This window comes from Vibrio sp., assembly GCF_984391705.1.
Genome location: NZ_CFHWOM010000005.1, coordinates 135,704 through 155,926 on the forward strand (window position 1 = coordinate 135,704; position 20,223 = coordinate 155,926).

At 43.7% G+C, this 20,223-nt stretch carries 15 protein-coding genes; 7 read left to right on the plus strand and 8 right to left on the minus strand.

Features of this window, described 5'->3' with window-relative positions; translation table 11 throughout:
• Positions 1–149 precede the first annotated feature (149 nt).
• A complete protein-coding gene (locus AC4MRV_RS06135) occupies positions 150–1,295 on the plus strand; it encodes an efflux RND transporter periplasmic adaptor subunit (protein WP_491186544.1) in 1,146 nt (381 codons plus the stop codon).
• Between the two features lie 9 nt (positions 1,296–1,304).
• Positions 1,305–4,424: an efflux RND transporter permease subunit gene (locus tag AC4MRV_RS06140; RefSeq protein ID WP_491186545.1), complete on the plus strand. Its 3,120-nt coding sequence runs from the start codon at positions 1,305–1,307 to the stop codon at positions 4,422–4,424.
• A gap of 45 nt (positions 4,425–4,469) precedes the next feature.
• On the opposite strand, the gene AC4MRV_RS06145 is transcribed toward AC4MRV_RS06140, so the two are convergent.
• The gene (locus AC4MRV_RS06145; RefSeq protein WP_491186546.1) at positions 4,470–4,688 is read right to left on the minus strand and encodes a DUF6500 family protein; all 219 of its coding nucleotides are present in this window, start codon (positions 4,686–4,688) and stop codon (positions 4,470–4,472) included.
• 194 nt (positions 4,689–4,882) lie between these two features.
• Between AC4MRV_RS06145 and AC4MRV_RS06150 the strand changes: the two genes are divergently transcribed.
• On the plus strand, positions 4,883–5,890 hold the full coding sequence (locus AC4MRV_RS06150; protein ID WP_491186547.1) for a YadA C-terminal domain-containing protein: 1,008 nt from the start codon (positions 4,883–4,885) through the stop codon (positions 5,888–5,890).
• A gap of 46 nt (positions 5,891–5,936) precedes the next feature.
• Here AC4MRV_RS06150 and AC4MRV_RS06155 read toward each other — a convergent pair whose 3' ends face one another.
• The 5 genes from AC4MRV_RS06155 to AC4MRV_RS06175 form a co-directional block, all read right to left on the minus strand.
• The gene (locus AC4MRV_RS06155) at positions 5,937–9,038 is read right to left on the minus strand and encodes an efflux RND transporter permease subunit (RefSeq protein ID WP_491186548.1); all 3,102 of its coding nucleotides are present in this window, start codon (positions 9,036–9,038) and stop codon (positions 5,937–5,939) included.
• Complete coding sequence (locus AC4MRV_RS06160; protein ID WP_491186549.1) at positions 9,035–10,345, minus strand: efflux RND transporter periplasmic adaptor subunit; 1,311 nt, start codon at positions 10,343–10,345, stop codon at positions 9,035–9,037. Before AC4MRV_RS06160 ends, AC4MRV_RS06155 begins: the two co-directional genes overlap by 4 nt.
• Positions 10,332–10,991, minus strand: coding sequence for a TetR/AcrR family transcriptional regulator (locus tag AC4MRV_RS06165; protein ID WP_491186550.1), 660 nt, complete (start codon positions 10,989–10,991; stop codon positions 10,332–10,334). The genes AC4MRV_RS06160 and AC4MRV_RS06165 overlap by 14 nt, the downstream gene beginning before the upstream one ends.
• A gap of 552 nt (positions 10,992–11,543) precedes the next feature.
• Entirely contained in the window at positions 11,544–13,139 is a 1,596-nt protein-coding gene (locus AC4MRV_RS06170) for a BCCT family transporter (RefSeq protein ID WP_491186551.1), read from the minus strand.
• A 160-nt stretch (positions 13,140–13,299) separates the two neighbouring features.
• Entirely contained in the window at positions 13,300–15,777 is a 2,478-nt protein-coding gene (locus tag AC4MRV_RS06175) for a bifunctional diguanylate cyclase/phosphodiesterase (RefSeq protein WP_491186552.1), read from the minus strand.
• 166 nt (positions 15,778–15,943) lie between these two features.
• On the opposite strand from AC4MRV_RS06175, the gene AC4MRV_RS06180 reads away from it, so the two are divergent.
• On the plus strand, positions 15,944–16,885 hold the full coding sequence (locus AC4MRV_RS06180) for an endonuclease/exonuclease/phosphatase family protein (protein ID WP_491186553.1): 942 nt from the start codon (positions 15,944–15,946) through the stop codon (positions 16,883–16,885).
• 43 nt (positions 16,886–16,928) lie between these two features.
• On the opposite strand, the gene AC4MRV_RS06185 is transcribed toward AC4MRV_RS06180, so the two are convergent.
• Together AC4MRV_RS06185 and AC4MRV_RS06190 are read right to left on the minus strand one after the other, a co-directional pair.
• Positions 16,929–17,300 carry a cystatin domain-containing protein gene (locus AC4MRV_RS06185; protein ID WP_491186554.1) on the minus strand — a complete coding sequence of 124 codons (372 nt, stop codon included), beginning with the start codon at positions 17,298–17,300 and terminating at the stop codon, positions 16,929–16,931.
• A 181-nt stretch (positions 17,301–17,481) separates the two neighbouring features.
• Positions 17,482–17,826: a DUF3316 domain-containing protein gene (locus AC4MRV_RS06190; protein ID WP_491186555.1), complete on the minus strand. Its 345-nt coding sequence runs from the start codon at positions 17,824–17,826 to the stop codon at positions 17,482–17,484.
• A 381-nt stretch (positions 17,827–18,207) separates the two neighbouring features.
• Here AC4MRV_RS06190 and AC4MRV_RS06195 point away from each other — a divergent pair, with 381 nt between their 5' ends.
• The 3 genes from AC4MRV_RS06195 (at position 18,208) to AC4MRV_RS06205 (ending at position 20,223) form a co-directional block, all read left to right on the plus strand.
• On the plus strand, positions 18,208–19,035 hold the full coding sequence (locus AC4MRV_RS06195; RefSeq protein WP_491186556.1) for a DUF6279 family lipoprotein: 828 nt from the start codon (positions 18,208–18,210) through the stop codon (positions 19,033–19,035).
• Between the two features lie 90 nt (positions 19,036–19,125).
• Positions 19,126–19,890: a sulfite exporter TauE/SafE family protein gene (locus AC4MRV_RS06200; RefSeq protein WP_491186557.1), complete on the plus strand. Its 765-nt coding sequence runs from the start codon at positions 19,126–19,128 to the stop codon at positions 19,888–19,890.
• 138 nt (positions 19,891–20,028) lie between these two features.
• Positions 20,029–20,223, plus strand: a complete 195-nt coding sequence (locus AC4MRV_RS06205; RefSeq protein ID WP_491186558.1) for a hypothetical protein — start codon at positions 20,029–20,031, stop codon at positions 20,221–20,223.

Here is a 20,223-nt window from a genome sequence, read left to right on the forward strand (position 1 = left end):
ATTTTTATAAATACTCTCATTCTCATGGATAGTTTTGATTCAATTGGTGTCGAAGCATGAGTCTGTACGTATAAAAAATATAATTTTCATTCTTAGCTCATGCTCAGCATCGAAGAATGTTAAGCACCATACCTAGATAAGGAATAGTCATGATATCTAAGTCGTTACGTTGGTTACTGCCGTGTGTCATTTTGGCTGGCGCGTATGGAGGTTACAGCGCGATTGCCTCCACTGCTCCGGAAGCCGAAGAGGAGAGGGCAGAAAAGAGCTTACCTATTGTCACCGTTTCACCGATTCAATCAAGTGACTACAATGTGGTTATTTCAAGCCATGGTGAATTACAGCCAGTTGAAGTGACACAATTGTCTGCACAAGTTTCAGGTGAAGTGATCAGTTGGCACCCTAATTTTGTTATTGGCGGTGTCGTTAAACGTGGTGAAGTACTTTTTCAAATTGAAAACGATAATTACCAAGCTTCTGTATTGCAGGCCGAAGCTCAACTAGCCAGTGCGAAAGCCATGCTCATCGAGGAAAAAGCGAAAGCAGAAGTTGCCAAGCGCCAAGCGAAGAAATTGCCTGCAAAACAAGTGACCGATTTATATCTTAGAAAGCCTCAAGTATTGAGTGCGACGGCACAGGTTAAGTCTGCTCAAGCGGAACTTAAGCGCGCGCAGCGAGATCTAGAGAACTGTAAAGTTGTTGCACCGTACGACGCTTTAGTTGTTTCTCGTGATATTGGTGTTGGTCAGTTTATTGCGGCTGGAGCGCATGTTGCAACGTTGAACAATGTTGAGGCCGGGGAAATTCATATTCCTATTGCAGGCTTCGATAGTGCTTTCTTACCTGAACAGTATGCTGGTAAGCCTGCCACAGTGATTCTTAGAGGTATCAACAATGTTGAGCGTGAAGGTGTTATCGACCGTGATTTAGGTGTCGTCGATTCAAGTACGCGCATGCTCAACGTGGTCGTTAAAGTTGACGATCCCTACGCAATTAAATCTGCGGCGACACCTGTGAAGTTTGGTTCGTACGTCGAGGTTCAGTTTGTCGGTAAAGAGCTCAAACATATTTATCGTCTACCCCAAGAGTTGGTGAATAACCAGCAAGTCTGGGTAGTCAATGACAAAGGTGAGTTGGAGCCGAGAACAGTGAATGTTTTAAGGGCCGAGAAGGAATTTATGCTGATTGGCGAAGGCTTGTCCGACAACGACCAGGTGGTGCTAACTGTTCCTGAATACCCTCAGAAAGGGTTATTAGTGGACGTGAATGTTTCAGATGAAGCCATCGTGTTTTAGGGATACATCATGGAAGAGACCAAACAAAAAGGCTTGATTGCCTATTTCGCTAATAACTCTGTAGCTGCCAACTTACTCATGGCATTTATTCTGATTGTTGGTACAGCGAGTTTTTTCTTTATTCAGCGGCAAATGTTCCCGAATATCGAAGTGAACTATATCAATATCCATGCACAATATCCTGGGGCTTCGCCTCAAGAGATTGAAGAAAGCATTTTGATTAAGGTGGAAGAATCTCTTAAGGATGTAACTGGGATCAAGAAAGCTGTATCAACCGCAAGTAGGGGTTCTGGCTCCGTAGAGCTTGAGATTGAGGTGGATGAGAAAACGGAAGATGTTCTCGACAAAGTGAAACAAAAGGTCGATTCGATCGCTAACTTTCCTGCTGGAATGGAGCCGATTCAGGTCTATCAGTTTGAGTTTCGCCAAGATGTTATAGAAATGGCGATTGTCGGTAACCGCTCGCTTCTTGAACTGAAACCGATTGCCAAGCAAATAGAAGACGAGCTGTTGCAGCTTAATAATGTTGCCTTGGTTGATTTAGGGGCGCCGGAATATGAAATAGCGATTGAAGTTGAGCCTCGTGTTTTACAAAAGTACAGCCTAACCCTGAATGATGTCAGTAACGCGATTAAGCGTTACTCCGCTAACTATTCGGCTGGTGAAGTGCGTACGAACTCAGGCATGATTTCGGTTCGAATTGAAAACCAATACTACAGTGGTGAAGAATTTCGTCAGATACCAGTCAAAATTGGCGCAAACGGCGGCAAAGTCTTACTTCAAGATATAGCGACCATCAAAGATGGATTTACTGAAGATGATCGTTATTTTAAGTACTCAGGTGAGAATGCCATCTATCTTTCCGTTAAGGCAACCAAAGACCAGAACATGGTTGCGGTTGCTGAGTCTGTAAAAAGCTATATCGCAGAGAAAAACAAAACTTTGCCGTCAGATTTAAAAATCAAAACCCTGGTAGACATGACATACTACCTCAACGCTCGCCTCGACATGATGTTGAAAAACTTACTCCAAGGTGCGGTTTTGGTGGCTTTAATGTTGAGTATATTCTTACGCTTTAAGCTGGCAATGTGGGTGATGGTCGGACTGCCTGTTTGTTTCTTAGGTGCCGTGATGCTGATGCCTGCAATTGGTGTGAGTATTAATATTGTTTCCTTGTTCGCCTTTATCATGGTCTTGGGTATCGTGGTCGACGACGCGATTGTCATTGGAGAAAGTGCTTATACCGAGATAGAGAAAACGGGTGGGGGTGTCGACAATGTAGTCCGTGGCGTTAAACGTGTTGCGACCCCGGCGACCTTTGGTGTCCTCACGACGATTGCGGTGTTCGCTCCCTTCCTAATGTCCAAGGGAATTGAACGGGCATTCTTTTTTGGAATTGCTTCCATTGTGATTCTTTGCCTGTTGTTTAGTTTAATAGAATCAAAGCTCATCTTGCCCTCTCATTTGGCTCACTCAAAGTTTAAGCCAATTAAAAAAGGCAGTTGGCGAGACAGGTTTAATACACGTTTCTTTAGCTTTGTTAATGGGCCTTACAAACGATTCGTTACTGTGTGCACACATTGGCGATGGAGCGTATTTACAGGGTTTGTCGCTTTGCTGGTGGTGAGTATTGCCTTAGTGATGGCAAATTATGTTCGCATTGTGCCATCTCCCAAAGTGCCCCATGACTTTCCAAGCATCAAGCTTGTAATGAACGACAATGTTTCCAGTGAGCAAACCATCTCTGCACTGAAGCAGATTGAAAGTACAGTACTTGCTATTGATTCTGAAATCGAGCGTGAGACTGGTCAAAAAATGATTAAGGACATTCTGACGTTCAATGAAGGGCGCAAGCAGGGACGATTGGTCATTCCGCTCGTTGATGAAGAGCTAAGGCCATTTAACACGTTTGAGTTAGCGCGCCGCTGGCGCGAACAAATGCCTGTGCTACCTGGGTTAAAAACACTCACAGTGTCGGACAACGTTAACGATGATGAAAAGGGCGATGAGTTTGGCTTCCTTCTCTATGGCTCCGACATTGAAACGTTGAATGCCGCTGGTCGAGAGTTAATTGTTACGCTTAAACAGCAAGAAGGCTTGTTTGATATCTCGTCGTCTATTGATGCAGGCAGCCAAGAAGTTTTGCTATCTCTCGCACCAGTCGCTTATGACCTAGGGCTTGATCTATTCGATATTGCAACTCAGGTAGGTGGCAGCTTTTACGGCGGTGAAGCTCAACGAGTGTTGCGTGATGGCGAAGAGATTAAGGTAATGGTTCGTTATCCCAAGTTGACCCGAGAAGCTTTTTCATCACTGCGTTACGCGATAATCACAACACCGGAAGGTAAGAAGGTTATGCTTGGGGACGTCGTCGAGATTACTCAAAAACCAGGTGTGAGTACCATTCGTCGTGAAGGCGGTTTTAGAAGCGTTTACGTGTATGGTTCTATAGATGAAGAATTGGTTGAACCAGGTGCCATTGTCGAGCAAGTGAATGGTGAGATCATTCCGAAGATTTTATCCAAGTACACTGGCGTTAAGAGTGAGTTAGGCGGCACGATTGAAGAGCAGCAAGCGCAACAGAACGAGCAGAAAATCTTCTTTGTGGCAGGGATGATTATTGTTTACATGCTGCTAGCGATCCCGCTTAAAAGTTATACTCAACCGCTCATCATTATGTCTGTTATTCCATTTAGTCTCACGGGGGCTATTTGGGGCCATTATTGGTTTGGTTTGGACTTAAGTATGATGTCGACGTTTGGTTTAATTGCTGCTGCGGGTGTTGTAGTGAACGATTCGTTGGTTATGACAGATTACGTCAATAAGGTGCGAAGCGAAGGCATCGCGATTAAGCAGGCGGTTATTGAAGCTGGCTGTGCGCGCTTTAGGGCAATAACGTTGACTTCTATCACTACGTTTGTAGGTGTACTTCCGATTATGTTTGAATCGAGCCTTCAGGCGAAGTTTGTTATTCCGATGGCTGTTGCATTAGGGTTCTCGGTGTTGTTTGCTACCTTACTTACCCTTGTCTTGGTACCTTGTCTGTATTTGATGCTTGAAGATATTAAAAATATCTTCCGCCGGATTAAAGGCTTGATAGGTCGTAAGCAAGTCGCGCTGACCAACTAAAACAGAAGGGCGGAGATGTTCTCCGCCTTTCCTTTCTGAAATCTACTATTTTCCAGCTTCGACCATTTCAATAATCTTATGTGCTTTTTCAAAATGATCGAGTTTGTGCGTTTGAATCCACCAAGTAGCCGCTTCCATTAATAACTCTGGATCATCATTTTTGTTAGCAAAAAAGGCGTAAAATGAGACGCCGACATTATCTCCTTTCTGCGCGATTTTCTTATTGCAGACAGTTACCACCTTTTCCCTAAGAGTCGTTCTCATATGAAGTTTTATCCTTTTGATTAGTTGAATGAAGGGTAATGATATTCAATATCGATATCAAGTGGCGATGAAGCGTAATTCGCTTTGTAATAAGTAATGCTTATTACGGTTATTTTGAATTGTGATTTCTAATAACTGCTGTGAATGTTCAAAATGCACACATCAACTTTGAACATCAATCGGAAGTTACACATATGAAAAAACAATTACTTATCACATCAATCATCGCTTCATTTGGATTAACTGCGGCTCCTGCTATGGCATGGTACAACTGGTCAGTCAATGACAGCACAGGTGTAGTCACTGACTCAAATGGCAACACTTACACTGCGGTTGACAGTGGGCTGGGTGATAAGGTTCAGGCGCTTCAAGATGAAAATGGCAACGTATTCTATGTGAAGAAAAACCAAGAAGGCCATTATGAAGTTTTTGGTGCTGACGGAAACTTGATTAACAAAATTCACGGCGAACGTGTTGATTTTGATGGCGGATTTGGTCTTAAGCCTCAGCCACCACGCCCAGAAAAACAACCGCCAATGTGGGGGGGTGACAACACGACGGAAGGGAAGCTAGATTACGTTGTGAGTGGCAAAAATGGCCGAGATATTTTAGTAAACGGTGAAAACTATCGAATTATTGGAAACCAAGATGGCGTGTGGGAGGGTGTGAACGCGAATGGCGACCGATTCTACGCTACAAAAGATGCCAATGGTGATTGGGTAGTGAAGGACTCTGACGGTAACACCATTTACGAGGGAGAGGCGAATCAGCAAACCCCAACTCAACCGCCAGTAGATAACAGCCCAGATCGTCCATCACCAGAGGAACCATCCATTGAAGCTCCGATTAATGATGATATTATTGCAGGCTTGCCTCGCAGTGATGTGGATGACCTTCGTGCTGACTTTGAAGCTTTTGCAGCGGAAACTAATCAACGTTTTCTAAAAATGGAAGACAGAATGGACCAAGTAGGAGCGAGTTTACATGCGACGGTTAACGCTCGTCCAATGGTTGCAAATGGTCAAACGGCATTTGGTGCAGGCGTAGGCTTTGCTGGTGATGTTGAAGCGGTTGCAATCGGTGTGGCTCACTCATTTGAAGGTACTGGCTGGAGTGTGTCAGGCACTGTGAACTACGCAAGCGGAACGAAAAATATTTCTTCTGATGTAATGGGCGGAGCTGGTGTGCAGTTCTCATGGTAAATTAGGGTAAAAAAAAGCGGCTTGATAGCCGCTTTTTTACTTTGAGTTAAATCTCTTCATGTTTATGGACAAGGCCGAAGTCAGCCAAAATAGCGTAAGCGGCAGGGATCATAAACAAGACAAGTAGTGTCGAGGCGAAAATACCAAAGACAATTGAAATGACTAGCGGTTGAATAACCTGAGCTTGTAGGCTGGTTTCAGTCAGTAGCGGTAAAAGACCCGCAGCGGTTGTCATTGATGTTAAGAATACTGCTCGGAAGCGTTCTCGACTGGCTTTGACAACAGAGTCATGGACACTGTCCCCCTCATCGACGTGATGGCGAATGTATTGCACCAGCAAAATCGAATCGTTAACGACAATACCTGCAAGTGAAACAAAGCCCATCATACTAGGCATACTTAAGGAGTGCCCCAGTAAAATATGGCCCCAAACAACGCCTATAAAGGCGAGCGGAATAGCTAGCATAACAACGAAAGGTTCTAGGTAGCTACGGAACTGATAGCTGAGAATAGCGAACACACCGAACAGCCCCAATGCGAAACCTTTACCCATTGATGCACCTGTCTCTGCGGTATCTTTAGCTTCACCTTCGAAGTCAAAGCGTAACCCTGGGTACTTTTTCATCAGCTTAGGTGCTTCTTCCTGCTGAAATTGACCAATGATGGCGGTAGAGTTTGCCTTAGTATTGTCAGTATCACCAAATACGCTAATTGTTCGCAACCCATCGATACGCTGAATTCGCACATAGTTACGTTGGAAATCTAATGTAGCTATCGTGGCAAGGGGTATTTGACTACCGTCAGGCATAATGATCGGGAAGTTTGCTAGTTGCTGTAAGTCACCTGCTTGAACTTTGTTTAACCTTACCTCAATCGAGATATTCTCAACGCCTACTTGGATCTCGTCCGCTGTCTGCCCGAAAAATGCTGCTCTAAGTTGGCTTGCTATTAATTGCCCATTGACACCATAAGTTTCAGCGCCGGGTCTTAGCTTAACTAAGACTTCTTCTTTACCCATCCGCATGTCATCGAGAACGCCATGAACGCCATCAAACTCATTCAGATATTGCTGAATATCAATGGAGGCCGCTTTCAAAGCTTCTAAGTCATCATGTTTTGCACGAATTTCAATCGCTCGTCCACCAGGCCCCATAGTGGGTTGTTTAAATACCAAAGAGATAGGGTCGGCTAACTCTCCAATGTCTTCACGCCATGCCGCAATAAATTCATCGATGAGTGTATTTCGGCTTTCTGCTCCTAGTAAATCCAACCGAACTGTCGCGATATGAGGGCCTGACTCATTAGCATCAGCATTCGCATTGAACTGACTGGTGATATGTTCAACGAGTGGAGTGCCATTTTCTTTCTCTTCACTCCACTGTTCGCCGAGCTTTTGAGCTGAGGTGACGATTCTATCCACAACCGCTTCAGTTTGAGACAGGGAAGAGCCTGGAGGCAAGATAATACGTGCTTCGGCGATATCACCATCAAGCTCTGGAAAAGGTTGAAACTTTAAGACCCCACTAACAAGAGTTGCTGCAGAAATAAGCAGTAACGTAATCACACCACCCAGAAAGGCGTAGCGATATTCAACGACTCGGTCGACAGCAGAAACCAATTTCGTGTTGCGGAAGTTTTCAAACCCATCGAGCAGTTTCTTTTTGAATTTCGCTGGTGGTTTTTCGCTTTTTTCCTTATGCAATGAATGAGAAAGATGGTTGGGAAGTATTAAAAAAGCTTCCACCAAGCTTAGAGTTAACACGAGGATAAGTACTTGTGGCACAGCTTTGAGTACTGCTCCCATTTCTCCTTGTAAGAAAAGTAGGCTGCCAAAGATACAGACTGTAGTCAAAAAGGACGAGATGACACCAGGGAGGACCTTTTTGACGCCTTTGATGACGGCATTATCAATGTCTTCTCCGCGATCAAGATGCGACGCGATAGATTCGGCGATAACAATGGCATCATCCATCATGATACCGATGGCCATCAATAGTCCGACAAGAGACATGATATTGATTGATAAGCCTAGCTGAGCCATTAAAAATAGCCCACCTAAGAATGCGACAGGCAGTCCAGCCGCCACCCAAAAAGAGTAACGAAGGCTGAAGAAAAGCCACATAGTCGCAAACACCAAAACGATACCTTGCCAACCGTTGCTGACCATCATAGTGAGACGATCCCATAAAACTGAGGAAAGGTCGTTGGTAAGCTGTAATGTCACTCCATCCGGTGCAATTGCTTGTTGTTCTTCAACAAATTGGCTCACGCGCTCTTTGATACGAAGCGCATCGTCCTCTTTATTTTTACTGATCTTTAATAATGCAGAAGGGTGACCGTCAAATAATACCTTTTGTTCGTCCAACTCAAAACGATCAGTGATTGTCGCGATGTCTTTCAGACGAATGAGAGAGCCGTTTGGACCAGAGCCCACAACTATGGTCTCGAGGGCTTCTGGTGTGATGCGCCGTTCGTCAAAACGAATTAGAAAATGCTTGTTTGGCGTTTCAATATTGCCACTTGGTAATTTTACATTTTGACGGCCGATTTGTTCTGCAATATCTCCAACACTTAAACCAAGTTGGCGTATGGCTTGAGTGTCAAGCTCGACTCGATATTGGTGGTCAGAGAAACCGGCGACATCAACGAGAGACACATCATAATCAAGCTTTAACGTCCTTTTAAGCTGTTCTGCGTAAGCTTTCAGTTCTGGCCAGGTTGTGTCCGCGGTGATCGCAACATCAACAACAGGTTCATTCCAGTCTAGTTCTTGAACGACTGGCGATTCGATCTCTTTTGGGAAGTCGTTGATGGAGTTGATTTGTGTTTGGACATCAACAAGCATGCGTCCAATATCTGCCTTTTCATTGAGCTTTAATACGAGGCGTGCAGATCCTTCAACCGCTTCGCACTGTGTTTCTTCAATGTTTGCTAACCCGTCAACGGCGTCTTCCATCCGTACACAAATGCTTTCTTCGACCTCTAAAGGTGACGCGCCTGGATAGACCACGCCTGCCATTATGTAGGGAGGATCAAACTCAGGAAAAGTTTCCCGCTTAATATTAGGCAGTGATGTGATACCTAACAGCAGTAAAGTCAGCATTAACAAGTTTGCTGCCGTCGGGTGTTTAGCGAAGAATCGGATCATACCTTAGGCTCCTTTTCTGACGCTGGTTTGAGTTGCATTCCTTCGATGGCTGGAAGTAGGTCGTTGATAATTAGTTTTTGGCCTTGCTCTATCTCACCATCGATAACCACTTGGTTATCTCGGCGATAGAGTACCTCGATCTGTTTAATCTCCAACTGATTATTGCCATTTAGTAGATAGATTTTATCTCCATGCAAAGCACGCTCAGGGATCACCCAGCTAGGGTTTTCTTGTCCTTCGATAAAGGCACGAACAAACATACCATTGACTAAGGGTGGCGCGGAGGTTGGATTCAAATTTCGATAGTCTTGCTGTATTTCCAGGATTACGCCCGCAGTCGCTTGATTCGGGTCAACCGTTTCACTAATACGAGAGACTTTCGCTGGCCAAGAAGCTTTAACGTTACCACTGCTAAGTTCGACGCGCGCTTCAATAAATGTGGTGTCGGGCTTCGGAATACCAGTATCATCGCGGGAAAACTCACCAATACTGGACGCAAGAGTATGCATGTCATGAATCGACAGCTGCGCCTCTACTTCCATGACGTCAATGCCGTGGGCAATAATCATGGTCTGCTGTAGATTAACAACTTGATCTTGCTCGACCTCAACCTCAGAGATTCTGAGATCATAGGGTAATGTCACGATAGTCTTTTCTAATGAACGCTGTGCTTCTTCTACCTTGGAGCTGTTCACCTTGACAATCGCTTCTGCAACGCGTTTTTCGTCCGGCATCAAACCAATTTGGTTTTCAATATCGAGAACAAGTTTACGTTGAGCTAAAGTGCTCTGCTCTTGTTGATCGACATCTGACTGCGATGTGAGGCCTTTTTTCCGCAAGTTCTGTTTGCGCTCAAGCTCTTTGTTTGCGATAGCAAGGCGATTTTTCTCAATTTTTAGTGTTTGCTTGAGGTTAGCTTCTTCTTGGTTCAGCTTAGCGAGAGAGGTTTGTGAAGATTTGAAATCCGCTTGTGCTTGAACCAGTTTTAACTTGTAATCGAGTGGGTCGATTCTCAACACTTCTGTACCAGCTTGAAGAACTTGCCCTTTTTGTAGCATGGGGTTTCGATAAACGATCTTTCCTGTGACTTCAGCGATAGCCTTCCATTCAACCTTTGGAGTCACCTTACCAAAACCAATTGCAACCGGTGCGATGGCTCGCAATTCTAGGGGCACAGTTTCAACTAAACGTGCGCGATCACCAGCGGGTTTAACTGGGAGCTCTGGTTTCATTTTTACTGCAGTAATCAGAATAAAAATGCCCACTGCAAGGGCTGGAAAGAACAGTAGCTTCTTATTGATTTTCATCGGTTTTACCTTGCGTGTTAAGAAATCCATATTTCATCATTTCAATGTTATGTTCGATAAGTTGATCCAAAAACTCTTCATTGAGTTCGATGCCGTGAATGGCAAGTAGGGCCGGAGGGGCAATAAAAGGGAACACCATTAAACTGATGTAAGATACTTTGCATAGCTTTGGATCTACACCGGGTCTAAGGATTTCGCTATTTGTCATTCTTTCGAACATTAGATTTTGCATTGGTTGGGTTACGTCCAAGAAAACCTTTTCAAGTAGCATCCTTTGAGTGTCAGACGGAGACATGTTCATCACTTGCATGATGAGTCGTGGAAACTGAGGAACTTTAATCATCTCACGATAGTAGGTGCGCATGATGTCGAGGAAGTTCGCTTGTGAGCCATTAGAACGTAGTTTCGCCATTTGAACTTGCATGGGGGCCATCGTTTCACGAAGCATGGTTTCGAACAGCCCTTCTTTGTTTCCAAAGTAGTAGCGGATCATGGCAACGTTGACGCCGGCCCGCTGTGCGATCAAACGGGTCGATACTTTTTCATATGGCATCACTGTAAATAGTTCACGCGAATGCTCAATAAGACTTTCTCTTGCATCAGTTTTTTGGCTAGGACGTCCTACCTTTCGAGTTATGTTGCCCATTTCCTATGCTCTTATAATTAAACATTTGATTAATTATAAGATGTTGAAATTGAGTTAACAGGTGATTAATTCAACACTATTTAATCAAGTGATTAATTAATGCAATAAGTGTGAACTAGGTAGTATGCGAGGGCCAAAAAGAAAAACACCCGCACAGTAGTCAACTGCGCGGGTTAAAAAGGTAACAATTAGTCAATTGTCTATTTGGAGATTGGCCGATGTCCATATCTCAACTGTTAAAGAGATCCGTTGGTTTTTAGAATCGCTTTATAGCTGTGTAACCAATGGTGTTTAAAGTAACACTTTTATCACGAGGATTTAAACATCAACTATGGAAAGATAATTTCCATTAATGAAAAGTTCGGGCTACAAACGTTCTACCTATTGTTGATGTAAATAATGACTAGTTTTGGCGAAGGCTCTTCATTGGCTCTCTTGCACGAATAGAACCTACGTCAAATGAACATAGACTCTACAACTAAAAGCAGTAGGCGGGTGATAGGTACCTACTGCTTTTGGGGGGGCGTAATTCATACATCAGGATGAATCGAACTATATTAGTCCCTGCTCTTTAGCCATTTGGTTAGCCAATTTGGGTGCGGACCAAATGCTTGGTAGCAAAATGAAGGATACGGGGACCGCCGTGATAACGATAAAGGATTGAAGAGCTGAGATGCCTCCTGCCCCAATCGAAATTAGAGCAATTGCGACCAAGCCCATCATAACTCCCCAGAAACACCTCATCATCGCGTTAGGTTCGGTAGAGCCGGATATCACGACACTGATGGTGTAGGTCATCGAATCACCTGTTGTGACAATAAATGTCGTAGTTAGAACTAAAAACAGTATCGAAATTAAGGTGGGATAAGGCAATTGGCTAGTCATCGCAAGCAATACCGCTGGCAGATTAAAGCCGGCAAACGCTTCTGAGATTAACCCTGGCTCTTGAAGCTCAAAGGCTAATCCACTGCCACCAACAACACTGAACCAAAAACAGGTCACTAATGGAGCCGCTATGCTGATCGAAAGCACCAACTGTCTTAATGTGCGGCCTCGGGAAATTCGTGCAATAAAGATTGCCATCATCGGACCATAACCAATAAACCAGCCCCAGAAAAAGACCGTCCACCAGCTTAGCCAGTTTGTATCACCGCGATACAGCGCCATCGGGAAGAAGTTATCAACCATTCTTCCCACGCCTTGCACGTAACCATCGATGATAAAGTTAGTTGGGCCAAACGTCAGAATGTAGCCGATAAGTAGGACGGACAATACGATATTGTAACGGCTAACAATTTGAATACCTTTGCTAAGTCCACTCAGTGCTGAGAGTGTGTAGGCAACAATGGCAAATAGAATAACGAGTGTCTGCGTGACAAAAGTATCTGGGATATCGAATAGAGAATTCAGAGCGTAGCTAATCTGTAGGCCTAGAAAGCCGATTGGTCCTATTGTGCCCGCTGCTACCGCGATTATACAACACGCATCAGTCACGTGGCCTATCATGCCATGTATGCGTTCACCAAACACCGGGTAAAGCAGCGTTCTAGGTTTTAGTGGCAGCCCCTTACCGTAGTGAAGGTGCATGAGTACGATAGAAGATAATCCTCCAAGTATTGCCCAGGCAAGAAAACCCCAGTGCATAAAGGATTGAGAAAGTGCATTGATAGCCGTTGATCTCGGGGAAGAGTTGGCACCATAAATAGGAGGTTGAGATACAAAGTGAGCAATAGGCTCGGCTGCGGCCCAGAACACGCCTCCACCCGCAAGAAGAGTGCAAAGTACGATTGACAGCCATTTACCCGTATCAATGTCCGGTGTCGAGAGGGCTCCGAGGCGGACATCTCCCATTCGGCTGAGAGCAAGAAACAAGCCTACCAAAAAATTTGCCAGTAACAAGACTTGCCAATAAGCGCCGAAGACTTGGGTTGATAGGGAGAAGCCGTCGTTAACAAGTGCGGTTAAGTACTCGGCATCAATAAGAGCGAAAACAACGAAAAAGACTAAGAAACATCCACTTAGCCAGAATACAGGGTTGTGACATTCAAGTTTATAAAAGAAATGGTCGCTTCGTATTTCAGAAGTGATGGCAGCACGGTTGCTTGGCTTTAGAGAAACACCATCCACTGGCTGCGTTAAATTAGACATTAAAAGGTTCGCTATTTGTTGACCCTGATTGTATTCATGGTCTATGCATTTACCCTCATATAACGTGTTTAATTATGTGAGGTGCGTCAAAAAGCGAGAGATAGTAACATGTTTATTAATAGATGAGCAGCACTTTACAATTTATTCATAACTAATCTGTTCACTGATCGGCGTTCGCGTATTTTGACTCTAGCTGCTCAGCAGATATTGGTCTTTCGAGAAAGTAGCCCTGTAGTAAATCACATTCGTATTCAACGAGGAGGTCTTTCTGAGCTTGAGTCTCTACACCTTCGGCCACAACTCGCATTTCAGCAGATTTAGCGATCGCCAAGATGGCTTTAACCAATGAGTTACTTTGCTCTGAGTTAAGCATCTTATCGATGAAAACACGGTCAATTTTCAGTTCGTTAAGCGGAAGGTTACTCAAGTAGCTTAGTGAGGAATAACCCGTCCCAAAGTCATCTAAAGAGATAGTAAAGCCGAATTCTTTCAGTTGAGTGATGATCGGCGTTACTTTGGGTAAGTCATTAATTAGGATGTTTTCCGTAATTTCGAGCGTTATTCGTTGTGGTGGCAAATTGTATTTAGCAGTGGCAGACAGCAACTGAGTGACGAAAGACTCGTTGATCAATTGCACTGGTGAGATATTGACAGATAGAGTCACGGTGCTGTCGGGAAATATTGAGCCGATTTCTTCACACGAGCGCTCTAAGACAAACTCTCCGAGTTCATTGATTAAGCCAATCTCTTCCGCGAGGGAAATAAACTCCAAAGGTGATACGTGTCCTAGTTGAGGGTTGTACCAACGTAATAAGCTTTCCACGCCGTAGAGCTTGCCAGTCTCCGCTTCAAATTGAGGTTGATACACTACAGATAGTTCGCCTCGTTCAACTGCCCCACGAAGTTCTCGTTCAAGCAGGAAGTCATATTGAACCTGCTGATTAATCTTACTATCGAAAAACAGTACATCGCCTTTCTGACGCGCTTTGGATTTGTATAGCACGATATCTGCTTTAGAAATCAGATCTTCTGGTTCGTTGCCATCGGTAGGGAACATAGACACACCAATCGAACAACTGGCGTACAGTACCTTATTATCGATAACGAATTGTTGTTTGAAGACATTCTTGATTAATTCGACCTTTTGTTCCGTTTCAGCAAGGTTGTTTAGAGCAGGAAAACAGAAGATGAACTCGTCTCCGCCAAAGCGAGCAACGAACTCGTGAGGCTGGAGAAAGGCTTCGAATTTTTTGCCAATCTCACTAAGTAGACGATCCCCGGCACTGTGTCCGTATAAGTCGTTTACTTTTTTGAAGTCATCGAGGTCGACGAACATGACCGCTAGTTGTTGGCATGCTTCTTGTGAACGGGCTATGCCTTCAACAATATGGTCGTGTAGCAGAGTACGATTAGGTAATCCAGTTAGCTCGTCGTGCAGAGCCATGTGCTCAAGCTTATCTTTCGTTTTTTGTAGCTGACTAAAATCACTGTTGATCTTGCCTTGGAAACGTTCGAATCGAGAGGCAATTAGTTTGCTGAGCATTAAGGAAAATAGCGCGACGATAAGTGTGGTTATCACACCGATTGTGAGCATTTGACTCACAGCATGTCTTTGATTCTCTTCGCTTTGCTTCTGGCGTTCGACAAGAAAACGCTGGCTGGTCTCATCATATATTCCGGAACCTATACTCCAGCCCCATTGGGGCTCGTTGAGAACATAACTATTTTTGCTGAAATCCGACACGCCAGGTGGGGCATAAATGGCCTGATGCTCAACAAACTGGTCGTTAGCGCTAAGGAGCTGTTCCGCACCCGCGATGTTGTCACTACTGCCGATTGAAAGTGAACTTTGACCAATGAGGCTTTCATCAATGTGTGACAAAATCGTCCCATCAGCGTCCAAAACGAAAACATAGCCGAAATCGCCAAAGCGGAGATTTTTAATCCATGCTAGTACCGTTTGTTTTATATCGTTTTCAACATCGACGACATAATCACCAGTACCAATAAACCAATCGTAAGGTTCAAAGTATTTACCAAAGCCAATTTTTTCGAACTCTTTGTTTTTGTTATCTGGTTTAACAAACCACCAGCGATAGAATGCTTCACCATTTAGTTTTACCTGCTCTCCCATCTCTCTGACGATGTAACTGCCTCGTACATCTTTGAAATCCCATAAAGATGTCCCTTCTACTCTAGGTAGAAGAGGGTGCATCACATTCATACCTTCAGTTTTATAGATAAAAAAGTAACCGCGGCCATTATTGAAGCGGATATCTCTTAAGGCATCCGTAATGATCTTGGTGACTTGAGCTTCGGGAAGGTGCTTGTTGCTTTCGTAGAGTCGTGTAGCAATATTGTGCGCTTCATAGATCCGCTTCTGAATTGTATCTTCAAGCTGTTTCTCTGTTTGTTCGCGCGCAAACTTTACTTGCTGGGCAACATATTCGACTTGCCTGGTGAGGATCTCGTTTTCACGTTGCTGGTATTGTTCTTTGAAGGCAACTAACTTCTCTTGAGAGCTTAATAGAACATCGGTAACAGCTAAAACAAGCCATAACAAAGTAAACGCACCGACAATTGTTGCTGGAGCATAAGTGATTAAATTAAGCAGCTTTTTGTCGGTGATTTGAGCCATGTGAGTACAATTGTTCCTTGTGCAAATTGCATACTAAGATATTACAAAATGTTACAGGGGAATGCCAATATGTAAAGGAGGCTTTGATAAAAAAGACAATTAGGTTGGGAGATAAAACGCGAAATCTGATTTGTCGTTCATACTTTAGTTAACTTTATTGCACATTATGGTGACGACACTGCGTTGGATTATCGGGATTGTCGCGGTGGCCCCAGCTTTGTTTTGGGCCGCACTAACATTTTATGAGGGTAAGTGGTGGGTAGAAAATCTTGTGTCCTACCCAAGCCTGTTTTTTGCCACTTACATAATTTTGGTCGTAGTTCTAGCGACCATGCGTCAATGGGCATACACCCTAGTCAGCTTTGTTTTTGCCTGCGCCTTTTGGTTGCTTAGTCCTGTAAGCGTACAAAAACTCACCGAGGATTGCGCGAATCCCATTTCAATTGGCCAGTTCAACTTGTTGTATGAAAATAAAAACATCAATCAAGCGTTAAGCTATTTGCACAATGCTTCTTTGGACCTCATTGTGTTGCAAGAGGTTTCACCTGAGTTTGGAGAAAGATTAACCTCATTGGATGACATCTATCCCTATCAATATGGTGGTCAGGAAGGAGTAGGGTACCCGTCAGGACAGATGATTTTAAGCCGGACTGAGCTTCGCAATATGTCAGTGTTTTTCACCTCCGATCATCAAGCGATAATCCGTGGTATCTGGCGGCCTAATAAGCAGCAATCATTTGTGTTGATCACAGCGCACCCTCCATCACCAAGGACCTCACAGTTATGGCAACGCCGTAACCATCTTATAGAGGAGATTGAAGCTCTGACTATTCAATATCCCTCAGATGAAGTGTTGATTGTTGGGGATTTTAATCTTTCCGCGACAAGTTTACGTTTTGCTCGCTTGTTTCCGAGCTTCCAGACTGCTCCAGTTGCGAGCTGGCCAAATTGGGTGAATCGTTTTAAAACTCCAGCCCAGTTTATGATTGCTATTGATCACTTGTGGCTAAAGTCTACTGAGGCAGGACGAAGGATTTGCTCCAGAAAAAGTGACGTTTATCCGAATGGCTCGGATCATCGTTTGGTTGTTACAAACATAGGGTACTAGAGATAAACCCAAAGCTTCGGGTTTATCTCAATCTTTCAATAGGTTAAGGACACAAAGGCCCTTGTGTTGCGACTCGCTCTATCATGTAGTCATTACGTAAGTTTTTATAAACTACGGTGTTCCACACTTCACCATTGTCGAGAGTAAATTCTATTGCGTAGTTAACTCCGCTTACGATTTGGGTGCGGACTTCATTGATCTGTTTCAGCCCTGATGCTGAGTTCATCTGAGTAATAACGGTGTTTACAGCGCGTTCAACATCTGGAGTTACATCCGATTTTGACCAGCCACCAGGCATAACTTCTGTTGAACACATTGGATTCTTAGGGCTAATTTGCTTTTGAGGCTCTGACTGCTGGGCGCATCCAGCAAGTGCGACGATTGAAAGGGCAGCTGTTGCCATCAATTTGTTCATTGATATCACCTAACTAATTTGATGTTTAAACGTGAAATGTAAATATGAAACATCAAGTAAAGGAAGAGTATACATATTACCTTAGAGGGCTTATGCAACCATTGTGTTAACTGGGAGTCAATATTTGCGTATAAAAAAGCCGCTACTAGTGAGCAGCGGCAAAGGCAGGGAGTGTGGTGATTTAGCTGTGATTGTTATCTCGGTGTTTGTATTGGAAATCGACATCGACGACCGCTTTATATTCGATCTGACCATTGGCATTGCCAAACTCTTTGATGGCGACATTCATGTCATTGAGCTTAATGCTGTTGTAAATCGCATCATTTGAGCCAGTCACTAATTTGTTCTCTAACTCATTTTGTGACATTTGCTTGAAATCGTTCATTAAATCGAAGCCTGCTTGATACGCTTGCTCTTTTGTCGCGTAGTTGTCCGTAGAGAAAGTGCGATCAGATTGAACTGTATTTGTTGCTGCGAAAACAGATGTGCTCATTACCAGTGATGCTAAAAGAATGATTTTTTTCATGTTGGTTTCTCCTCTTGGCTAACCGTTGGAAACCATACTATCTTCACTTACGTAAGGGGTCAGTCAGGGTGTGTAAGGTTTTTCCCAAGTTTGGTAAAGGTATTATTGACGTTCGTTACCAGTTTGTTACGCCTTACTGACATAAGAAGCTGTTTATCAATGTTTCGTTAGAGGAAAGACATTGCCGTAACAGAGCGAGGTAACATGGTTGATATTTATGCGGGTGAATTGACGTTAACTCACTTTCGTCAATGATCCAGAGTCAAATGAACGGCTTAATATGACTAGCTAAAGAATGGTATTGAACTTGCTTTACCAAATATAAGAGACGCAGAGCTATTTTATGAGTTTGAAACGCAGTGAAGATCACAAGGAAAAGTTATGAGAGTGTGGACACTGGTTTTCGTTTGTCTCGTATTGGTCGGATGCAGCACTAAGTTTGTCTATAACAACATGGATTGGCTGCTGATCGAGTATGTTGAAGATTATGTTGAGTTGAGTGACGAGCAAGAGGAGTTGGTTGGGCAGAAAATCGCTAAGCTTAGTGAATGGCATCGACGTGAAGAGATTCCTCACTACATTAATCATCTGGATGAGTTAATGGCTCTTGATTTGGCGTCGTTCACCTTAGATGACTTAAAAAGCCAAGAAGCTAAGTTACAAGAACATACTCAGCGAATCGTCGCGAGAGTCGCTCCAGAGTTGTTTGAACTCGCTCAGAAATTGTCTGATAAGCAAGTCGACGAGTTAATGAACAACATTCGCATACGTCATACCAAGTACAAGAAGAAATATCAGAAGCTAAATGTCGATCAAACTCGGGAAGTGTACGCCGAACGAATTTCTGACAGTGTGGATAAGTGGTTTGGCTCCGTGACCAAAGAGCAGCAGCAGTTAATTAAGCTTTGGGCGCAAGAGCTTCACGTTACTTCCTCTGATTGGGTGAATCACCAAACTCAAATGCGAATTGAGATTAATGCGCTTCTGTTTAATCGACTGAATCCGAGCTACTTTAAACCACATTTTGATACGCTTTTATTTGAGCCAACCAGTTATTACTCGTCTGAACTGGAGAAGAAAATTGAACATAACCGGTCAGTTGCGAACCAGTATTTGGTTCAAATAGTGAACCGGGCTACTCCAAAGCAGGCTCGGCATTATCGAGAGGAACTGCAAGACTGGAAAGATGTGGCGTTAGATATTCAGTGAGCGTTAACTCATTGTAATCGGGCGAGCATTTACGGTGATATTTCTCTGCGTTACATTGAACTACCTATCAAAATTTGAACACCAATTACTATGGAATGGATTCTACTCTTTGTCGCTGGTGTGTTAGGGGGAGTGCTCAATAGTGTTGCCGGAGGAGGAAGCTTTCTTACCTTTCCTGCTTTGCTGTTTGTCGGCGTCCCCTCCATAATGGCGAACGCAACAAATACCTTTGCTGTGTGTGCGGGTTACATCAGTGGTACATATGGCTTTAAACAAGATATTTTGTCAAAGACAAGCAACCTGGGTGCTATTGTCTTTTGGAGCATGCTTGGTGGCGGGCTCGGCGCTTACTTCTTACTCACCATCAACGAAGCAATATTTTTAGAGTCAATACCTTGGCTGTTGCTCTTTGCTACGATCCTTTTCTTATGTGGACAACACATAAATCAGTTCTTTGTTGACCTCTCTGCTAACGCTTCAATCGATCCTCTGTGGTCAAAGGTAGCTTTAGCGATTTGTTTGGTTCTAGTGTCAGCTTATGGTGGTTTTTTCAACGCAGGTCTTGGTGTTGTTATTCTAAGCTACCTTGTTTTGGCTGGTTATTCAGACATCAACCAAATGAACGGAGTTAAACTGCTTGTCTCATCGTGTGTTTCGATTATTGCAATAGTGATATTCGTAATGGATGGAGCGATAGATTGGACCCGAGGGTTGATTGTTATGTCTGGCACGCTTGTGGGAGGGTATGTAGCAGCACGCGTATCGAGAAACATTGAACAGCGCCATGTGAAAAATTTTGTTGCGCTTTCGAGTATAGGCATGACCTGTTATTTCTTTTGGTCTACGTATGCCTAACTTCGCTTCTAGGCCTTTGCACTTCGTCACACAGACACAGTTTTTGAGGTTATTTTAGACTAATTTTTGTTCATCTTATGCATAATGGATTTGAGAAACAGTAGGTTAACAAATCTTCATTTTCTATGTGGAGGATGTATGGACAGAAAGCTAGGTCGAGTAATGTCAAACAGTCGCATGGTCACCTTTATTGCATTTTTAGCTGCTACCTTTGCTTGGGTGTTGAAAATGCCCGCCCTGTTAACTGTATCGATTATCGCACTGGTACTGAGTGCAGCTCTGTATCTTTATGACAAGCGTAAGCAGACGGAGAACAAAGACGCTCATACGTAA

What these genes read in the sequence shown, in the direction of transcription:
- AC4MRV_RS06175 (WP_491186552.1), bottom strand. Translation starts at nt 15,777, where the DNA reads ATGGCTCAAATCACCGACAAAAAGCTGCTTAATTTAATCACTTATGCT.
- AC4MRV_RS06140 (WP_491186545.1), top strand. Translation starts at nt 1,305, where the DNA reads ATGGAAGAGACCAAACAAAAAGGCTTGATTGCCTATTTCGCTAATAAC.
- AC4MRV_RS06145 (WP_491186546.1), bottom strand. Translation starts at nt 4,688, where the DNA reads ATGAGAACGACTCTTAGGGAAAAGGTGGTAACTGTCTGCAATAAGAAA.
- AC4MRV_RS06150 (WP_491186547.1), top strand. Translation starts at nt 4,883, where the DNA reads ATGAAAAAACAATTACTTATCACATCAATCATCGCTTCATTTGGATTA.
- AC4MRV_RS06185 (WP_491186554.1), bottom strand. Translation starts at nt 17,300, where the DNA reads ATGAACAAATTGATGGCAACAGCTGCCCTTTCAATCGTCGCACTTGCT.
- AC4MRV_RS06190 (WP_491186555.1), bottom strand. Translation starts at nt 17,826, where the DNA reads ATGAAAAAAATCATTCTTTTAGCATCACTGGTAATGAGCACATCTGTT.
- AC4MRV_RS06205 (WP_491186558.1), top strand. Translation starts at nt 20,029, where the DNA reads ATGGACAGAAAGCTAGGTCGAGTAATGTCAAACAGTCGCATGGTCACC.
- AC4MRV_RS06180 (WP_491186553.1), top strand. Translation starts at nt 15,944, where the DNA reads ATGGTGACGACACTGCGTTGGATTATCGGGATTGTCGCGGTGGCCCCA.
- AC4MRV_RS06195 (WP_491186556.1), top strand. Translation starts at nt 18,208, where the DNA reads ATGAGAGTGTGGACACTGGTTTTCGTTTGTCTCGTATTGGTCGGATGC.
- AC4MRV_RS06155 (WP_491186548.1), bottom strand. Translation starts at nt 9,038, where the DNA reads ATGATCCGATTCTTCGCTAAACACCCGACGGCAGCAAACTTGTTAATG.
- AC4MRV_RS06135 (WP_491186544.1), top strand. Translation starts at nt 150, where the DNA reads ATGATATCTAAGTCGTTACGTTGGTTACTGCCGTGTGTCATTTTGGCT.
- AC4MRV_RS06170 (WP_491186551.1), bottom strand. Translation starts at nt 13,139, where the DNA reads ATGTCTAATTTAACGCAGCCAGTGGATGGTGTTTCTCTAAAGCCAAGC.
- AC4MRV_RS06200 (WP_491186557.1), top strand. Translation starts at nt 19,126, where the DNA reads ATGGAATGGATTCTACTCTTTGTCGCTGGTGTGTTAGGGGGAGTGCTC.
- AC4MRV_RS06160 (WP_491186549.1), bottom strand. Translation starts at nt 10,345, where the DNA reads ATGAAAATCAATAAGAAGCTACTGTTCTTTCCAGCCCTTGCAGTGGGC.
- AC4MRV_RS06165 (WP_491186550.1), bottom strand. Translation starts at nt 10,991, where the DNA reads ATGGGCAACATAACTCGAAAGGTAGGACGTCCTAGCCAAAAAACTGAT.